This window comes from Neptunomonas concharum, assembly GCF_008630635.1.
GTDB classification, from domain to species: domain Bacteria; phylum Pseudomonadota; class Gammaproteobacteria; order Pseudomonadales; family Balneatricaceae; genus Neptunomonas; species Neptunomonas concharum.
Genome location: NZ_CP043869.1, coordinates 3,110,001 through 3,124,679, shown reverse-complemented (window position 1 = coordinate 3,124,679; position 14,679 = coordinate 3,110,001). Strand labels below are relative to the sequence as shown.

Here is a 14,679-nt window from a genome sequence, read left to right as displayed (position 1 = left end):
CGCCTGTTAATACGCTGTTCCGTCAAAGGTGTGTAAGATAGCATCTCGAAGGATTCTTGCGTAGACCTCCTTCTGGATTATCTTAACAACACAGGGAAAAGTGGATGGCAATTACAGATTGGCCAGCGCATGAGCGGCCTCGTGAAAAACTGTTACTCCAAGGAGCGGTGACGCTTTCTGATGCGGAACTATTAGCGATTTTTTTACGTACAGGCATTAAAGGTGTCAGTGCTGTAGACTTGGCGCGTAATTTACTCAATCGGTTTGGTGGTTTGCGGCAGTTGCTGGAAAGTTCTCAAGAGGCGTTTTGTGAGGCTCCCGGCTTAGGTTCGGCAAAATATGCTCAGTTGCAGGCGGTCTTGGAGATGAGTCGTCGCCATTTGTTAGCGACCATCGAGCGGGGTGATTTAATGGACAGTCCTCAAGCGGTCCGGCATTACTTGCAAGCGCAGCTACGCCATTATCAGCAAGAAGTGTTTGCATGTCTCTTTCTTGATAACAAACATCGTGTTATTCGTTTTGAAACACTCTTTTTTGGCACTATAGATGCTGCGAGCGTTTACCCTCGTGAGGTGGTTAAAAAGGCGCTCTCTCTTAATGCTGCTGCATTAATACTGGCTCATAATCACCCCTCTGGTGTTGCTGAACCCTCAATAGCAGATCAGCAGATAACGCAGCGATTGGTTTCTGCTTGTCAGCTGGTGGATGTGCGTATTTTGGATCATATGATCGTAGGGGATTCCGAAGTGGTTTCCTTTGCAGAGAGGGGATTAATTTAACGAAAAGCTAGCATCTATTGTTGGTTTTCTATACAATGCGCGCCTCTCATTTATGACTGGTACGGGAAATTGTTCGGTGTATTGGACGCTCCGCCTGAGGCTACGAGGTAAATTAGGTAGCCGATAGACATCCGATGAGAGTTATTATTGATCTATTTTTGAGGTTTTAAACATGGCTAAAGTTTGTGTTGTTACTGGCAAGCGCCCAGTAACCGGAAACAATGTTTCCCACTCGCAGCGTAAAACGCGTCGTCGTTTCCTGCCTAACTTGCACTGGCACCGTTTTTGGGTCGAGAGCGAGAACAAGTTCGTACGTCTACGTGTATCTTCTAAAGGTATGCGTATTATTGATAAAAAAGGCATCGACACAGTTCTGGCTGAACTTCGTGCTCGTGGCGAAAAAGTATAAGGAGCTAGACGATGGCAGCTAAAGGTAATCGTGAAAAGATCCGTCTGGTTTCTTCTGCAGGCACTGGTCATTTTTACACCACTGACAAAAACAAGCGTAACATGCCTGAAAAATTTGAGATCAAAAAGTTTGATCCTGTAATTCGCCAGCACGTTATGTATAAAGAAGCTAAAATCAAATAAGATGTTTGCTTCGTAAAAAGCCCGGCTAGTCCGGGTTTTTTTGTGCTCGTAAAATCTCTTCTCTGAGTAGTTTGGATAAATGAAGCAGTGCATTCATTTGAAGATCTGTTTGCGTGAAGCTACTAAAATTCAGTCGTATGCAGTGGCGAAACTGTCCTTCTGTACCAAACAAGCTTCCGGGCGTAATACTAATCTGAAAAGATTTGGCTTGATCAAAGATGCGATCTCCCGAACAGCCTGATGGAAGCGAGATCCAGCAGAGAAAACCTGCGTCAGGGACTATGATCTCGGCTTCAGGTGGAAAGACTCTGCGAAGTACTTCGGCGAAGACTACTTTTCTCTGGCGATAACGATTTTGAATCTGTCTTATGTGTCTGTCGTAATCTGGAGAGGCCATCCAAAGTGCAGCAGCCTGTTGAAGAAGGCCTGAGGTTGCTAGTGTTGTAACATATTTTAAGTAATTGATTTGGTCGAATTGAACTCCAGCGGCTATCCAGCCAATGCGAATGTCTGGATCTAAGATTTTTGATAACCCACTACAGAGCAGGACACGTCCTTGCGTATCCATTGCTTTGAGTGTTTGCTTACGTTGGGGCGTTGGAATTAGGCTTCCAAACACATCATCTTCGATAATATAAAACTGATGTAGGTATGATAGCTGTAATAATTTACGTTGGTTTTCCTCTGGCATAATAAAGCCTAGGGGGTTGTTTGCTTGTGGGTTTAGCAAAACGACTTTAACCGACCATTGTTGCAGTATCTGTTCAAGCTGCTCTACCTGAATGCCGATATTGGCTGAGGAAGGTAACTCAATGACGCGTAACCCCAAAGCTTCGATACATTGTAAAATACCGTAAAAACAGGGCGACTCAACAAGCACTATATCGCCTGTAGAGGTAAGGCTTCTCAGAGCTAACGAAATAGCTTCTTGTGCACCATTGGTGATGATAATTTCTTCGGGATCGAGCTCCGCAAGGCCTGAATGTGTTTTTCTGGCGATCTGTTGGCGTAACAATTGATTGCCGGGAGGAGATTGGTAATGCGTATAAGTTGCCGGGGATGTCAGCTCTTTACGAGTCAGGCGGCTAAGTTGTTTATAGAATGCTGTTCTACCTTTGAATGCGGTTTCGGGGTTGGCGCTACCAAAGGCAACGTTAGCCGCTTTTTGTGCTGGGCCGATAATGTCGAGCGCTGTAGCACCAAGCACAACCCGACGGGGTGAGGGTGGTTTGTCTACATGGGGTGTGCTGGAGACGATAAACCCTTTTCTGGGATAGGCGTTTATCAGTCCTTCGGACTCTAGTGCTTGATAGGCGCGAATTACACTGTTCTTACTTGTGCCAAGGGTGTCGCAGAGTTGCCTGACCGAAGGGGCCCTGTCGCCATGCCTGAGTGCGCCTGCTGCAATCTGATCTTTAATGTAGATGATAATCTGCTCGTAGACTTTCATGGGTACAGTTTCTGATTTATTTGCTCATAAATGAGGTGGTAAATGAACTGTACCCTAAAAAAAGCAGTGTTGTTGTCTCTTTTTACCCCAATAGAGCTGGGTTAAGCTGTGGATACTTTGTAGAGAGTATTCAGTATGTCTAGTTTACGCGCCAAGTTTATTCCATTGATCCCTTTCATCTTTGTTTTGCTATGGAGCACCGGTTTTATTGGTGCCAAGTATGGCCTGCCTTATATAGAGCCTTTTTACATGTTGTTTATTCGCATGTTGATGACCCTTTGTGTTTTTCTCTGTTTGATATTTATTTTAAAGTCTCATTGGCCAACAGGGCGGCAAGGTCTGCATCAGATGGTGACAGGCTCCCTTGTACATGCAGCGTATCTAGGGGGAGTGTTTGCGGCAATTAAGTGGGATATGCCAGCGGGGGTCGTGGCGATTGTCGTGGGGTTGCAACCTATATTGACGGCGCTGATTGGTCGGTTTTGGTTACAACAGCCGCTCAGTCGCATGCAGGGAGTCGGGCTTGTTTTAGGGTTGATTGGTGTCTCTGTGGTACTGACGGGTGGGAAAGAGCTAAGTACGTTGTCGTTTCATCCAATGGCGGTTGTGGCTGCGATTGTTGCTCTTTTGGGGATATCTATCGGCACCCTCTATCAGAAACGATTTGGTGGCGGTGTTGATCTTATGACGGGCTCTTTTTATCAGTATTTGGCGACGGCTCTGTGGATGGGAGTGTTAGCTTTTACAACTGAAACGCGGGAAGTTGTGATCTCAGTCGAATTAATACTGGCTTTGGGATGGTTGGTGTTTGGCCTCTCTGTATCTGCTATCCTATTGCTAATGTATATGATCAGGGAAGGTGAGGCTGCTAGAGTGGCCAGCTATTTTTATTTGGTACCCCCTGTGACAGTGTTGGAGGCGTGGCTACTCTTTGATGAGTCCCTCAGTCTCTATTCGCTACTAGGTATTATGATTACTGTGCTGGGTGTTTATTTAGTCTTAAGACCATCGGCCCGTTCGGTATAAGTGCAATTAGAGGTTATGTTTGCCTGAGTTACCTGAAGTAGAAACCACGCGTAGTGGAATAGCGCCTTATGTTGCTCAACAGATTATTACTGGATGGGATATCCGGCAACCGCAGCTTCGTTGGGCTGTGCCCGTGGAGTCGTTACAGAGTATTGTCGGAGAGGTTATCACCTCCGTAGGACGGCGAGGCAAGTACCTGATGCTGAACACACCTAAAGGGTGTGTGCTTGTGCATTTAGGCATGTCCGGTAGCTTGCGTGTCATATCCGATGGCCGAGAGCCTGGTAAGCATGATCACGTAGATTTGTTACTCCGCGATGGCGTATGTTTGCGGTTGACCGACCCGCGTCGTTTTGGCGCTGTGTTATGGCAACCGTTGGGCGAAACGCACCCTTTGCTTTCTCATTTGGGCCCAGAGCCTCTCAGTGATGCATTTGATACAGTTTATCTTTCAAACCAAGCCAAAAATCGCTCTGTAGCTATTAAACAGCTCATTATGAACAGTCGCGTTGTTGTTGGTGTGGGAAATATCTACGCTAATGAAGCCCTGTTTGCTGCTGGCATTGATCCGCGTAGAGCGGCTGGCAAGATATCTTCAGCTCGAATTGCTATACTTGTCTCAGAGATCAAAAAAGTGCTGTCTCGGGCGATAGAGCAGGGAGGTACGACGCTAAAAGATTTCGTGGATTCTCAAGGTAAGCCGGGTTATTTCCAGCAATCTTTAAATGTTTATGGCTGTGGCGGGGCCCCCTGTCCACAGTGTGGGAAACGCTTGAAAGAGGTGCGTTTGGGGCAGCGTAGTACGGTCTTCTGTAGTTTTTGTCAGCGATAGGTCCTTTATGTCCGCATCTGATTCATCTGTATCATCTTTCCCTGGTAGTTTGTGTCCTATTCAGCATCGTAGTCGATTGCGCGAAAAGTTAGGTATTGAAAACTATCTCTCACAGCGGGAAGTGTTTAATTTGGGCGATTGTCCAGTTCACTGTGAGCTTTATGAAGCGGCAGACATTCAATCTCCATTGGTTATTTTTTTACCCGGCATTGGTACCTACGTTGAGCTTTATGCTGAGCTATTAGCTAAGTTGGCGTCTCAAGGTATTCATGCGGTTGGTTTAGATTATCCTGGCCATGGATACTCTGGAGGTAGTCGAGGGCGCTATAGCGTTAACGACGTGAAGGCATCGGTGGGTCTATTGATAGATCGTCTACGTGAACGCTTCACGGGTGATATCTTTATCTATGGCTATTCGATTGGCTCCTTATTAGCGGTTGCTTGTGCTGAATCGGATGAGCGAATCGAAGGCGTAGTCTGTGGAACACTCTTGGTGCCAGAAATTGCACCTGACTTTGTACATATGTTGGGTTGGCAGTGGACGTGGGGAGTTGCTCAATTTGTTCCGGGTTTGAAGCTTCCCTTGAAGTCTTTAATTGATTATGAGCAGCTGCTCGCAGGGCATCCCGCTGCGAAAGAGATCAATCATGATCCTCTTATCGTGTTTGACTATCCTTTGGCGACATTGTCTAGCCTTTTCTCGTGCCGGTTGGGTATCAGTCAACATCGTTACCCCTTTAGTTTGACCGTTTTGCACGGTGATAAGGATGAAGTGCTGTCTTGGGAGTATAGCGAGCGACTGGTTAAAGCCTTAGCGCAACCTTTACGTTTGGTTAAATTACCAGGTGGGCATATGCTGCCTTGGGATAATCCTGAAATAGTGGTCAACGAGATCGCCAATGTCGTTCTGCCGTCCAAAGCTCAATAGCGTCATAAACTTTTAAAACAGGTGTAACAAAAGCGTCACCTTTGGGCTGAGATAATAGCGCATCACTCTAGCATAGGGGGCCGTGATGCGATCACTTCAGGCGCTTCATTCTCTGGATACACTAGCGTTCCACTGGTTTCAGGCCTATCGCAATATGCACTCGGGTGTTGCGTATTTTAGCCGTTGTGTCTCTCGTTTAGGTGACGGCTTCGCCTATGCTATTGCAGGCTTGTTACTTGCTGTCTTTGAGCCGAATAACGGTTCATTATTTTTACAAACAGGCTTGATCGTTTATCTGCTGGAGCTTCCTCTCTATCTGTTACTAAAAAATACAATAAGACGCTGTCGCCCAAGCGAGTTGGCAGGCGTTGATGCACTGATTCAACCCTCAGATAAGTTTAGCTTTCCATCAGGACATTCAGCGGCAGCGTTTGTATTTGCGACCTTGCTGGTTCAATTTTATCCACAGCTGTTTTTTCTGGCCTATTCGGTAGCGGCCCTGATTGGCCTGTCGAGAGTGATGCTGGGAGTGCATTATCCTTCAGATATTGTCGCGGGAGCAGCACTTGGCGTTGTATGTGCTGAAGTTGTGTTTCAGCTTCTTGGGGTTGGTGTATGAAGGTTCTATACGGTGTTCAGGCAACAGGAAATGGACACATTACGCGTGCGCGAGTGATGGCTCCCGCGCTAGAAGCAGCAGGTGTAGAGGTGGATTATCTTTTTAGCGGGCGACCTGCTGAGAAGTTGTTTGATATGGAACCCTTTAAAGCGTTTCAGGTAAGACGTGGTTTAACTTTTTGCATGGGTGAAGGAGCGAAGGTTCAGCTCATGAAAACGCTGATGCAAAATAGTATATGGGAGCTGCTTCAGGATGCGCGCTCATTGGAGTTGGATGCATATGATTTGGTGTTATCTGATTTTGAGCCTGTCACCGCATGGGCTGCAAAGCTCAAGAAAAAGCCAAGCGTAGGATTAGCGCATCAGTATGCATTTCTGCATAGTTTACCGGATCGTTATCGATCTAAATTATTAAAGCCGGGTGTGAAACTATTCGCACCTGTTGAGAAGGCGGTTGGTGTGCATTGGGATCACTTTGGCGGCGCCATTGTTCCTCCTTTGATACAACCCCCTCGTTTTGAATCGACGGATGAGCAAAACCTAGTTCTGGTTTACATGCCTCATGAGCGAGACGAAACATTGTACTACTGGTTTAGTGGCTTTCCTGATCATCAATTTCATGTATATGCTGATGTGAGCGGACCAAGCGTTAAAGGTAATGTCCATTTTTTACCGCTGAGCAGAGAGGGATTTGAAAGGGATTTGGCAGCGTGCTCGGGTGTTATTACAAATTGTGGATTTGGTTTAGCCAGTGAAACTATGCAATATGGTAAAAAATTACTCAGTAAGCCAATGAAAGGGCAAACTGAGCAGGCATCTAATGCATGTATCTTACAATCTTTAGGCTTGGCGACCATTATTAAAGAGCTAGATGCAGAGGTTATCAGTGAGTGGCTAAGCGCTTCACATCCTGAGCCACGTTGCTTTCCTGATGTGGCATCCCATCTGTCGGACTGGATTGCAAACGGATGTACGAAACCTATTGATCAAATGGCCAAGGACGTTTGGGGTTAAAGTTACAAAGCTGTTGGTGTACTTGAATCTATTTGCTGCTGATTTGGCGTGTTTTGGATAAAATAATGATGGCTGGTGGTTATATTTTACATGAAGTAGAGGTGCGAAGGCTTTATATTCCTTTATAAAGCCTTCAATCATGGCATCCATTTTCCTTGCGGTTTGGTGTATCCTTTCGAGCTTCCGTTTGTCCCTTCCGCTTGCCTTGGCCGTCCTTGAATTCGTTCCTTGAACAGGAGATCCACACTTCTTATTATGGCGACTCTGACTTTTTTTTATATAGGAAAAAGTCCTATTTTTATTAGGTTATTGTTGAATAGTTGTTCATAATTTCTTACAGGTTAGCCATGGACAGGTACACTAATTAGCCTTACACTGTTGTAAATCTTGTCGGGGTGCCTAATTGGGCTGAGATTAAACCCGCTGAACCTGATCCAGTTAACACTGGCGTAGGAATCGAGATGTCCCAAGTTTTAGATGATTCGTGTAGTCCTCCTGTTATTCTTACAATCGCTGGCTCTGATACTTCGGCAGGGGCTGGCATTCAAGCAGACCTTAAAACCTTCTCGGCATTATGTGCTTACGGTGCCACTGTTATTACTACTTTAACGGCACAGAATACCTGTGGTGTTAGAGCGTCCTATCCTGTTCCAGCTGACCAAGTAACTGCCCAACTTACCGCTGTATTGGATGATATGCCTGTGCGTGCTATTAAGCTGGGGGCACTAGGGTCGGGTGATAATGTCGCTGCGATTATTGAAACCTTAAATAACTACCAGCCTATCCCTTTGGTTATTGATCCTGTCATTACCTCCAGTAGTGGTACTCGTTTGTTGGACTCTGAAGGTGAAAGCTTGCTCAAAAGCGCATTGTTGCCGCGCTGCCGCATTGTCACTCCCAATATCCCTGAAGCTGCTTTCCTTGCCCAACGCGTAGTGCCGAATACGCTAGCAGGCATGTATGAGCTGCTTAATCCATTACATGATTTGGGGATTGAATGGGTGCTGCTCAAAGGGGGGCATTTATCTTCCCAATACGAAGCGATAGATCTTCTATCAAACGGTACGGAGGTCATTGAACTGAGATCTGCTCGAACACATACAAAAAATACGCACGGGACAGGGTGCACGTTGGCATCAGCCGTTGCTGTGGGAATTGGGCGAGGGCAAGCAGTGCCTCAAGCGGTTAGGTTCGCTAAAGAGTATATATCAGGGGCTATTTTGGCCGCCGATCAGCTTCAGGTGGGGCAAGGTTCTGGGCCTTTGCATCACTTTTCACTCCTTTGGGAATCCTTTGAGAGAAATAATATTAAGTAGGGTGAGTTATGTCTGATAACACAATGTTGAGTCAAAGTGCCGTTGTGGACCAAGCGTCCGTACAGCCTTTTCCGAAATCGCGTAAGGTTTATATTGAAGGTAGCCGTCCGGATATCCGCGTACCAATGCGAGAAATTTCTCTAGATGACACGCCGACTGCCATGGGTGGGGAAACAAACGCGCCACTTTATGTATACGATACGTCTGGACCCTACACTGATCCAGATGCGGTGATTGATGTTCGAAAAGGACTTGTGCCCCTGCGCAGTGCTTGGATTGAGGAACGGGCGGATACGGAGCAGCTTAGTCACCTCTCTTCAGAATATGGTCGCGCACGTGAGGCTGACTTGCGTTTGGACGAGCTGCGCTTTGAGCTGACGCGCAAGCCGAGACGTGCAAAAGAGGGAAAGAATGTCACTCAACTGCATTATGCACGTCAGGGGATTATTACCCCAGAGATGGAATATATCGCTATTCGTGAAAATATGAAGCTTGCTAAAGCGCAGGCTGAAGGTCATCTAGTCGCGCAACAACATCCAGGTCATAGTTTTGGTGCACGCTTGCCCAATGAAATAACGCCGGAGTTTGTGCGCCAGGAAGTTGCCGAGGGTCGAGCTATTATCCCCTGCAATATCAATCACCCTGAATTAGAGCCAATGATTATCGGTCGTAATTTTTTGGTGAAAATTAATGGCAATATTGGTAATTCTGCGCTGACCTCTTCCATTGAAGATGAGGTCGAGAAGATGACGTGGGGTACACGCTGGGGGGCCGATACGATAATGGATTTGTCGACCGGAAAAAATATCCATGAAACTCGCGAATGGATACTGCGTAACTCACCCGTTCCTATTGGTACAGTGCCTATTTACCAAGCATTAGAGAAAGTAAATGGTGTTGCTGAGGATCTCAACTGGGAAGTATTCCGTGACACTTTGATCGAGCAGGCAGAGCAGGGGGTGGACTACTTTACCATCCATGCGGGTGTGTTGCTGCGCTATGTCCCGATGACGGCAAAACGTATGACCGGTATCGTCTCCCGAGGGGGTTCGATCATGGCTAAATGGTGTCTTGCTCACCATGAAGAGAATTTCCTTTACACCCACTTCGAGGAGATCTGTGAAATTTGCAAAGCCTATGATGTCGCCTTCTCATTAGGTGATGGGTTACGTCCTGGATCCGTATATGATGCAAATGATGAGGCTCAGTTCGCAGAATTAGAAGCCTTAGGTGAGTTGACCAAAGTCGCGTGGAAGCATGATGTTCAAGTTATGATCGAGGGGCCAGGGCATGTACCGATGCATATGATCAAAGAGAACATGGATAAACAGTTGCAGGAATGCCATGAAGCACCGTTCTATACATTAGGACCTTTGACAACTGATATCGCACCGGGATATGACCATATTACTTCCGGTATTGGCGCTGCAATGATTGGTTGGTATGGCTGTGCAATGCTGTGTTATGTGACGCCAAAAGAACACTTGGGTCTACCCAATAAGGATGATGTAAAGACAGGTATTATCACCTATAAGATTGCTGCTCATGCGGCGGATTTAGCGAAAGGGCATCCAGGTGCCCAAATTCGAGATAATGCAATGTCAAAAGCTCGTTTCGAGTTCCGTTGGGAAGATCAGTTTAATATTGGTTTGGATCCTGATACGGCACGTGCTTACCATGACGAAACGCTTCCTAAAGAGTCTGCAAAGGTGGCTCATTTTTGCTCAATGTGCGGACCAAAGTTCTGTTCTATGAAAATATCTCAAGAGGTTCGGGACTTAGATGAAACGCAAGTGGCGGCAATGACGGCACAAGTAGAGCAGGGAATGGAAGAGAAGTCCGCTGAGTTTAAGGCAAGCGGTGCAGAAATTTATCACAAAGTTTAATTATTTCTCTCTTTTCGGCTAACCTATAGGAAATTTTCCTAGAGACAAATGTCGATGATTGAATGGAAATATCTCGCGGTTGGTGCGTTTGTGCTCCTAGCCTTCTTGCCTGTCACTTACCAGGCAATTAGGCAGCGAAAGCAGCGCCCACCGCTACTTGCTCAGCAAGATCGCAAGCTTTACCGACTCTGGAAATCTGACCCGGATGCTTATGAGCGCCAATACGGTGCATTGGATAGGGCTTCTGATAAGAGGGCTCAGCGTGGCTGACCTGTTTTCTGGTATCTTAGAGCACGTATTTTCGTATTATGAGTAACTTCTCCCACACCAAGCTTAAAACTCGCCTAATAGAAACGGTATTTCATAATACTTGTATCGCGGTAGCAGGGAATATTTTTTTAGGCGCGTGTGCCACGGCTTTTTACTGGCCATATCTAGATGCTTGGTATGTTTTAATCTGGTTTATAGGTCTAGTTGGTGTTTGCCTTTTGAGGTTGCTGCTTCGGTGGATGTACGGCGCTAGGGAAACCGTCTACAAGCAGTTTAGTGAGCGTCAGTGGATAGTCTTTTTTAGTGTACTTTGTGTAGCGGGTGGGGCATTTTGGGGAGCTGCTCTAAATTATGTTATTAGAATGTTGCCACTGAGTGAGTCGATGGTGATACTGTCGATTGGCTTTGCGCTTGCAACGGTCGCTATCGGTATGATGGCAGCGGTATGGTGGGTGTATGTTGCCTACCTTACGGCGCTTTTGTTCCCACTTATTTTCTTGTTTGTCAGTCAATCAGGGCAATTCGAGTTATTAGGGCTCCTATCGACTGCGTTCTATGGGTTCAACCTTATCTCGTCACGGAAAATGTATCAGGTGCTTCGACAGTCCATTATTCATCAGCTATCTAATGATCGCTTGTATATGGCACTGCAAAATGAAAAAGACAGGGTGATGAGCTTAAATCGACAATTGGAAATGGATGTCAGAGCAGGGAAGCGTACCGCGCAAGAGTTGCTAGCGCAAAAACATGAGGCTGAGCAGTTGGCTGAGCGCCTGCATACCCTGTCCGCCATTGACGGATTAACCGGTATCGCAAACCGAAGGACGTTTGATGAGGTGCTTGAGCGGGAGTGGTCCAGGGCAAAGCGGCAGCATGCTCCGCTTTCATTGTTGCTGGTTGATATTGATCACTTCAAGCTTCTGAACGATCACTATGGCCACCAATACGGTGACCAATGCTTAAAAAGTGTAGTGGATGTGATGCGCAGTCATCTTAAAAGGCCCTCTGACTTTATAGCGAGATATGGAGGAGAGGAGTTTGTTGTTATATTGCCCATGACAACGGCTGGAGCAGCCCAAAGTCTCGCCGAAGAGATAAGGGAGGCTGTTGCCAATGCCAGAATGGAGCATCAAGTGTCGCCGGTGTTGCCTTTTGTTACTATCAGCATCGGCTTGTCTTGCATGTGTGACAATGAAATTTTAACGGCTAAGACATTATTTGAGAAAGCGGATACGGCTTTATATGCAGCTAAAATGGGGGGGCGAAACCGCGTTTGTTAGTGGTTTTGCTTAGTGTCTTCTATCTCTTTCTTGTGCCGTTGGCGGCATGTATTTTGAATTTGTTTCAATTGTTGGTTGCACCTTGAGCAGTTCTTGCACATAGCGATATGCACACTTAAGGAAAGTTTTTCCGTTAAGGATAAGGGGGCGTCTAGTTGCTTTGACATTAAAAAGGATGCTTTTTTACAGGATTTCATACGGGGCTCCCCTTCAAAAACCAGCCCTTCTCAATGCAACCACGCAGTTTTAATCGAGCTCTGTGTAAGATGGTCCAACAGTTCTGTTCGGAGATGTCGAGGCATTCGCATATCTCTTCAGTTTCGAGATCCATTAATTCTCTTAATGCGAATACTCTGGCGGTATTGCTGGGCAGGTGTAACATACATAGGTCGAATACTTCCCAGAAATCGCTCCTCAAATGCAAGTCTTCAGGGCTTTTCCATTGTTCAGGCTTGGAGTCCGCGTCCCAGTGCTCTCTGTTATCAAACAGGCTGTCGATATCTATTTCATGGTCGTCAGAAACGAACCTTTCTCTTTCTCGCTTAGTTCTGCGTATATAGTCAATCAATTTATGTCGAAGAATGCCGTATACCCATGTGTCAAATTGAGCACTGCCCTCATATTTATCAATGTTTTCTAATGCAGCGATTAAGGCATCTTGGACTAAATCTTCGGCATGTTCTCGATCTTGAACTTGTAATAGCGAGAAAGCGATAAGCTTTGGTCTAAGCGTCTCAAATCTTGATGTATAAGATGATGTCATATGAGTCCAACAAATATTGGCCGAAGGTGCGATCTGAAAAATAGTGCCAAAGGTATACTGATAATAATGGGATCTAATCTGTTTTCAAAGGGTGGTCATCAGGTAATTGCCTGTAAATCCACAACGCAAGTTTATGTTTCATATTCGGTTCAGTTGCTTGGGCGTTATTCAATGGTGTGATTAGTTGATCGTGAACTAGTAGTTGGTATAGCAAGGAGATTTTTTTTGATGCGCTGTCCGTTGCTTCAAACTGGCCTGCACCTCGTTTATCTACATAGATCGCCCCGACTCTGAGAGCTTCTTTAAGAAGCTGAGCTTCCTGTTTTGGCTTAAGTTTCATGAAAGATGCCTAGAATTAGTTGCGTTAAGGTAGTTATGTACTAACATGCATTCGAGCGCAACCGTATTTTTGTAGTTATTTAGCTACAAGGTTATGAATCGATATCCTCAAGCGGTCAAGGAAGGTCAAAATGGTCACAGGTCTGACAGGGAAGGCTGTTCATATCCCTCTAAATCATCGTCTGATTTCAACTACCGATCTTAAAGGTGTCATTACTTACGCGAACGATGATTTCGTTTCCGTGAGTGGTTTTACTCGTGAAGAGTTAGTTGGGCAGCAACATAGTATTGTCCGGCACCCGTTTATGCCCAAAGTCGCATTTGCGGATTTATGGAAAACGGTCGCTCAAGATAAAGCATGGCGAGGTATTGTAGTTAACCGTTGTAAGAATGGTGATTATTACTGGGTTGATGCTTACGTTACGCCAATATATCGGGATGGGAAGAAAGTAGGGTATCAGTCTGTGCGCGTGGCCCCTCCATCCGCGCTAGTTACTCGTACTTATGATCTGTATTCGGCAATCAATAACAAAAAGCCGGTCTCTTTTACTTCTCGCTCCACTATGCGTAAGGTTTGCGTAAGTTTGCTTTTTATTTCGGTGTTATTTGCTTCTTTCTTGAGTATTAAGGAACTTTGGGTCGAGCTGGTGGGCTTTTTACTTACCCAAGTATCAGCTGCTGGTATCTTGTATTTTCTTTTGTTACAGCCCCTTGGACGAACAAAGCGCAGTAGTGCAACCGTTGTCGAGAATGTATTAATTCAAAAAGTATTTTCCGATTCGATGGATGAATGGGGGCAAGTACAACTTGCGCTTATGATGGAAAGTGCTCGAATTCGCACCGTTTTAGGCAGGGTTGAGGATTATTCGGGGGAGCTCGATAAAACGGTACAAGTTACTGAGAAAGTTATTCGTCGAACTCGAGAGGGGTTACTTCAGCAAGATCAAGAGACGGATATGGTGGCAACTGCCGTTACCCAGTTAGCGTCATCAGCGGTGGAGATCGCGAATAATATGTCGGATACCTCAGCTGTGATCCAAGAAGCGCATCAAAGTGCAGATCAAGGAACTAGGTATCTCAAGCAGATGGTTTCTTCATCACTTTCTATATCTGAAGAGGTTTCAGAAGCAGCTGAAGAAGCGCTCTTGTTAAAAGAGCGTACCAAAGAGATTGAACACGTTATCGAAGTGATCTCCAGCATAGCTGAGCAAACAAACTTGCTGGCACTTAATGCAGCTATTGAGGCCGCGAGGGCTGGGGAGTATGGCCGAGGTTTTGCGGTTGTGGCAGACGAAGTGAGAACATTGGCAACGCGTACAAAAGAGTCGACTAACAGCGTTAGGGAAACGGTACTAGGCATAGTTAACGCCGTATCGGCGGTTGTTAATAAGTTAGAAACCTCCAAAGGCAGTGTAGATGAAAGTAGGCAGCTTTCTGATGAGGTGTCCCAGATGTTTTTGGCTTTAAAGCACGCTATAGAAGGAATCGCTGAGCGTTCTATCAGTGTGTCCAGCGCTGCTGAGCAGCAAACTGCCGTGATTGATGAAATTCAAAAAAATGTCGAGTGTTTAAGAAGCTTATCAGCGA

Annotated in this window: 17 protein-coding genes and 1 riboswitch (1 of these 18 cut by a window edge); of the genes, 13 read left to right on the top strand and 4 right to left on the bottom strand. The window is 45.9% G+C overall.

The window, feature by feature from the left end; all coding sequences use genetic code 11:
* Nucleotides 1–104 precede the first annotated feature (104 nt).
* The 3 genes from radC (at nt 105) to rpmG (ending at nt 1,370) form a co-directional block, all read left to right on the top strand.
* On the top strand, nt 105–779 hold the full coding sequence (radC, locus tag F0U83_RS14825) for a RadC family protein (RefSeq protein WP_138989008.1): 675 nt from the start codon (nt 105–107) through the stop codon (nt 777–779).
* 172 nt (nt 780–951) lie between these two features.
* Nucleotides 952–1,188 carry a 50S ribosomal protein L28 gene (gene rpmB, locus F0U83_RS14820; protein ID WP_138989007.1) on the top strand — a complete coding sequence of 79 codons (237 nt, stop codon included), beginning with the start codon at nt 952–954 and terminating at the stop codon, nt 1,186–1,188.
* Nucleotides 1,189–1,199: 11 nt separating this feature from the next.
* Nucleotides 1,200–1,370, top strand: coding sequence for a 50S ribosomal protein L33 (gene rpmG, locus F0U83_RS14815; RefSeq protein WP_138989006.1), 171 nt, complete (start codon nt 1,200–1,202; stop codon nt 1,368–1,370).
* 25 nt (nt 1,371–1,395) lie between these two features.
* Here rpmG and F0U83_RS14810 read toward each other — a convergent pair whose 3' ends face one another.
* Complete coding sequence (locus F0U83_RS14810; protein WP_138989005.1) at nt 1,396–2,820, bottom strand: aminotransferase-like domain-containing protein; 1,425 nt, start codon at nt 2,818–2,820, stop codon at nt 1,396–1,398.
* Nucleotides 2,821–2,955: 135 nt separating this feature from the next.
* Between F0U83_RS14810 and F0U83_RS14805 the strand changes: the two genes are divergently transcribed.
* From F0U83_RS14805 to F0U83_RS14765, 9 genes are all read left to right on the top strand, one after another.
* Entirely contained in the window at nt 2,956–3,846 is an 891-nt protein-coding gene (locus F0U83_RS14805; RefSeq protein ID WP_138989004.1) for a DMT family transporter, read from the top strand.
* A 19-nt stretch (nt 3,847–3,865) separates the two neighbouring features.
* Nucleotides 3,866–4,678, top strand: coding sequence for a bifunctional DNA-formamidopyrimidine glycosylase/DNA-(apurinic or apyrimidinic site) lyase (gene mutM, locus F0U83_RS14800; protein WP_138989003.1), 813 nt, complete (start codon nt 3,866–3,868; stop codon nt 4,676–4,678).
* A gap of 7 nt (nt 4,679–4,685) precedes the next feature.
* Complete coding sequence (locus F0U83_RS14795) at nt 4,686–5,606, top strand: alpha/beta hydrolase (RefSeq protein WP_138989002.1); 921 nt, start codon at nt 4,686–4,688, stop codon at nt 5,604–5,606.
* 85 nt (nt 5,607–5,691) lie between these two features.
* Entirely contained in the window at nt 5,692–6,225 is a 534-nt protein-coding gene (locus F0U83_RS14790) for a phosphatase PAP2 family protein (RefSeq protein WP_138989001.1), read from the top strand.
* A complete protein-coding gene (locus F0U83_RS14785) occupies nt 6,222–7,238 on the top strand; it encodes an MJ1255/VC2487 family glycosyltransferase (protein ID WP_138989000.1) in 1,017 nt (338 codons plus the stop codon). The genes F0U83_RS14790 and F0U83_RS14785 overlap by 4 nt, the downstream gene beginning before the upstream one ends.
* Before the next feature lie 381 nt (nt 7,239–7,619).
* A riboswitch (TPP riboswitch) is annotated at nt 7,620–7,711 on the top strand.
* Complete coding sequence (gene thiD, locus F0U83_RS14780) at nt 7,700–8,554, top strand: bifunctional hydroxymethylpyrimidine kinase/phosphomethylpyrimidine kinase (protein ID WP_138988999.1); 855 nt, start codon at nt 7,700–7,702, stop codon at nt 8,552–8,554. It overlaps the preceding riboswitch by 12 nt.
* A gap of 8 nt (nt 8,555–8,562) precedes the next feature.
* Nucleotides 8,563–10,440, top strand: a complete 1,878-nt coding sequence (gene thiC, locus F0U83_RS14775; protein WP_276469570.1) for a phosphomethylpyrimidine synthase ThiC — start codon at nt 8,563–8,565, stop codon at nt 10,438–10,440.
* Between the two features lie 54 nt (nt 10,441–10,494).
* A complete protein-coding gene (locus F0U83_RS14770) occupies nt 10,495–10,710 on the top strand; it encodes a hypothetical protein (RefSeq protein ID WP_170221939.1) in 216 nt (71 codons plus the stop codon).
* 218 nt (nt 10,711–10,928) lie between these two features.
* Nucleotides 10,929–11,990, top strand: coding sequence for a GGDEF domain-containing protein (locus F0U83_RS14765; RefSeq protein WP_170221937.1), 1,062 nt, complete (start codon nt 10,929–10,931; stop codon nt 11,988–11,990).
* On the opposite strand, the gene F0U83_RS17445 is transcribed toward F0U83_RS14765, so the two are convergent.
* From F0U83_RS17445 to F0U83_RS14750, 3 genes are all read right to left on the bottom strand, one after another.
* Nucleotides 11,987–12,157 carry a zf-HC2 domain-containing protein gene (locus tag F0U83_RS17445; protein WP_476703675.1) on the bottom strand — a complete coding sequence of 57 codons (171 nt, stop codon included), beginning with the start codon at nt 12,155–12,157 and terminating at the stop codon, nt 11,987–11,989. The two genes, F0U83_RS14765 and F0U83_RS17445, sit on opposite strands and share 4 nt — an antisense overlap.
* 26 nt (nt 12,158–12,183) lie before the next feature.
* A complete protein-coding gene (locus F0U83_RS14755) occupies nt 12,184–12,753 on the bottom strand; it encodes a sigma-70 family RNA polymerase sigma factor (protein WP_138988995.1) in 570 nt (189 codons plus the stop codon).
* Between the two features lie 73 nt (nt 12,754–12,826).
* Nucleotides 12,827–13,093 (bottom strand): DUF5062 family protein, encoded by a 267-nt coding sequence (locus F0U83_RS14750; protein ID WP_138988994.1) that lies wholly within the window; start codon nt 13,091–13,093, stop codon nt 12,827–12,829.
* 130 nt (nt 13,094–13,223) lie between these two features.
* Here F0U83_RS14750 and F0U83_RS14745 point away from each other — a divergent pair, with 130 nt between their 5' ends.
* A protein-coding gene (locus tag F0U83_RS14745; RefSeq protein WP_138988993.1) for a methyl-accepting chemotaxis protein crosses the window boundary here: on the top strand, nt 13,224–14,679 show its 5' portion. The gene runs 101 nt beyond the window's last position; 1,456 of the gene's 1,557 nt are visible here — the first part of the coding sequence; it begins with the start codon at nt 13,224–13,226; its stop codon lies beyond the right edge, outside the window.

Bases quoted from the DNA above. Each gene is read 5' to 3' on its own strand.
- F0U83_RS14805 (WP_138989004.1), top strand. From the start codon at position 2,956: ATGTCTAGTTTACGCGCCAAGTTTATTCCATTGATCCCTTTCATCTTT.
- F0U83_RS14795 (WP_138989002.1), top strand. From the start codon at position 4,686: ATGTCCGCATCTGATTCATCTGTATCATCTTTCCCTGGTAGTTTGTGT.
- rpmB (WP_138989007.1), top strand. From the start codon at position 952: ATGGCTAAAGTTTGTGTTGTTACTGGCAAGCGCCCAGTAACCGGAAAC.
- F0U83_RS14770 (WP_170221939.1), top strand. From the start codon at position 10,495: ATGATTGAATGGAAATATCTCGCGGTTGGTGCGTTTGTGCTCCTAGCC.
- F0U83_RS14755 (WP_138988995.1), bottom strand. From the start codon at position 12,753: ATGACATCATCTTATACATCAAGATTTGAGACGCTTAGACCAAAGCTT.
- F0U83_RS17445 (WP_476703675.1), bottom strand. From the start codon at position 12,157: ATGTCAAAGCAACTAGACGCCCCCTTATCCTTAACGGAAAAACTTTCC.
- rpmG (WP_138989006.1), top strand. From the start codon at position 1,200: ATGGCAGCTAAAGGTAATCGTGAAAAGATCCGTCTGGTTTCTTCTGCA.
- F0U83_RS14750 (WP_138988994.1), bottom strand. From the start codon at position 13,093: ATGAAACTTAAGCCAAAACAGGAAGCTCAGCTTCTTAAAGAAGCTCTC.
- thiD (WP_138988999.1), top strand. From the start codon at position 7,700: ATGTCCCAAGTTTTAGATGATTCGTGTAGTCCTCCTGTTATTCTTACA.
- F0U83_RS14810 (WP_138989005.1), bottom strand. From the start codon at position 2,820: ATGAAAGTCTACGAGCAGATTATCATCTACATTAAAGATCAGATTGCA.
- F0U83_RS14785 (WP_138989000.1), top strand. From the start codon at position 6,222: ATGAAGGTTCTATACGGTGTTCAGGCAACAGGAAATGGACACATTACG.
- F0U83_RS14790 (WP_138989001.1), top strand. From the start codon at position 5,692: ATGCGATCACTTCAGGCGCTTCATTCTCTGGATACACTAGCGTTCCAC.
- thiC (WP_276469570.1), top strand. From the start codon at position 8,563: ATGTCTGATAACACAATGTTGAGTCAAAGTGCCGTTGTGGACCAAGCG.
- radC (WP_138989008.1), top strand. From the start codon at position 105: ATGGCAATTACAGATTGGCCAGCGCATGAGCGGCCTCGTGAAAAACTG.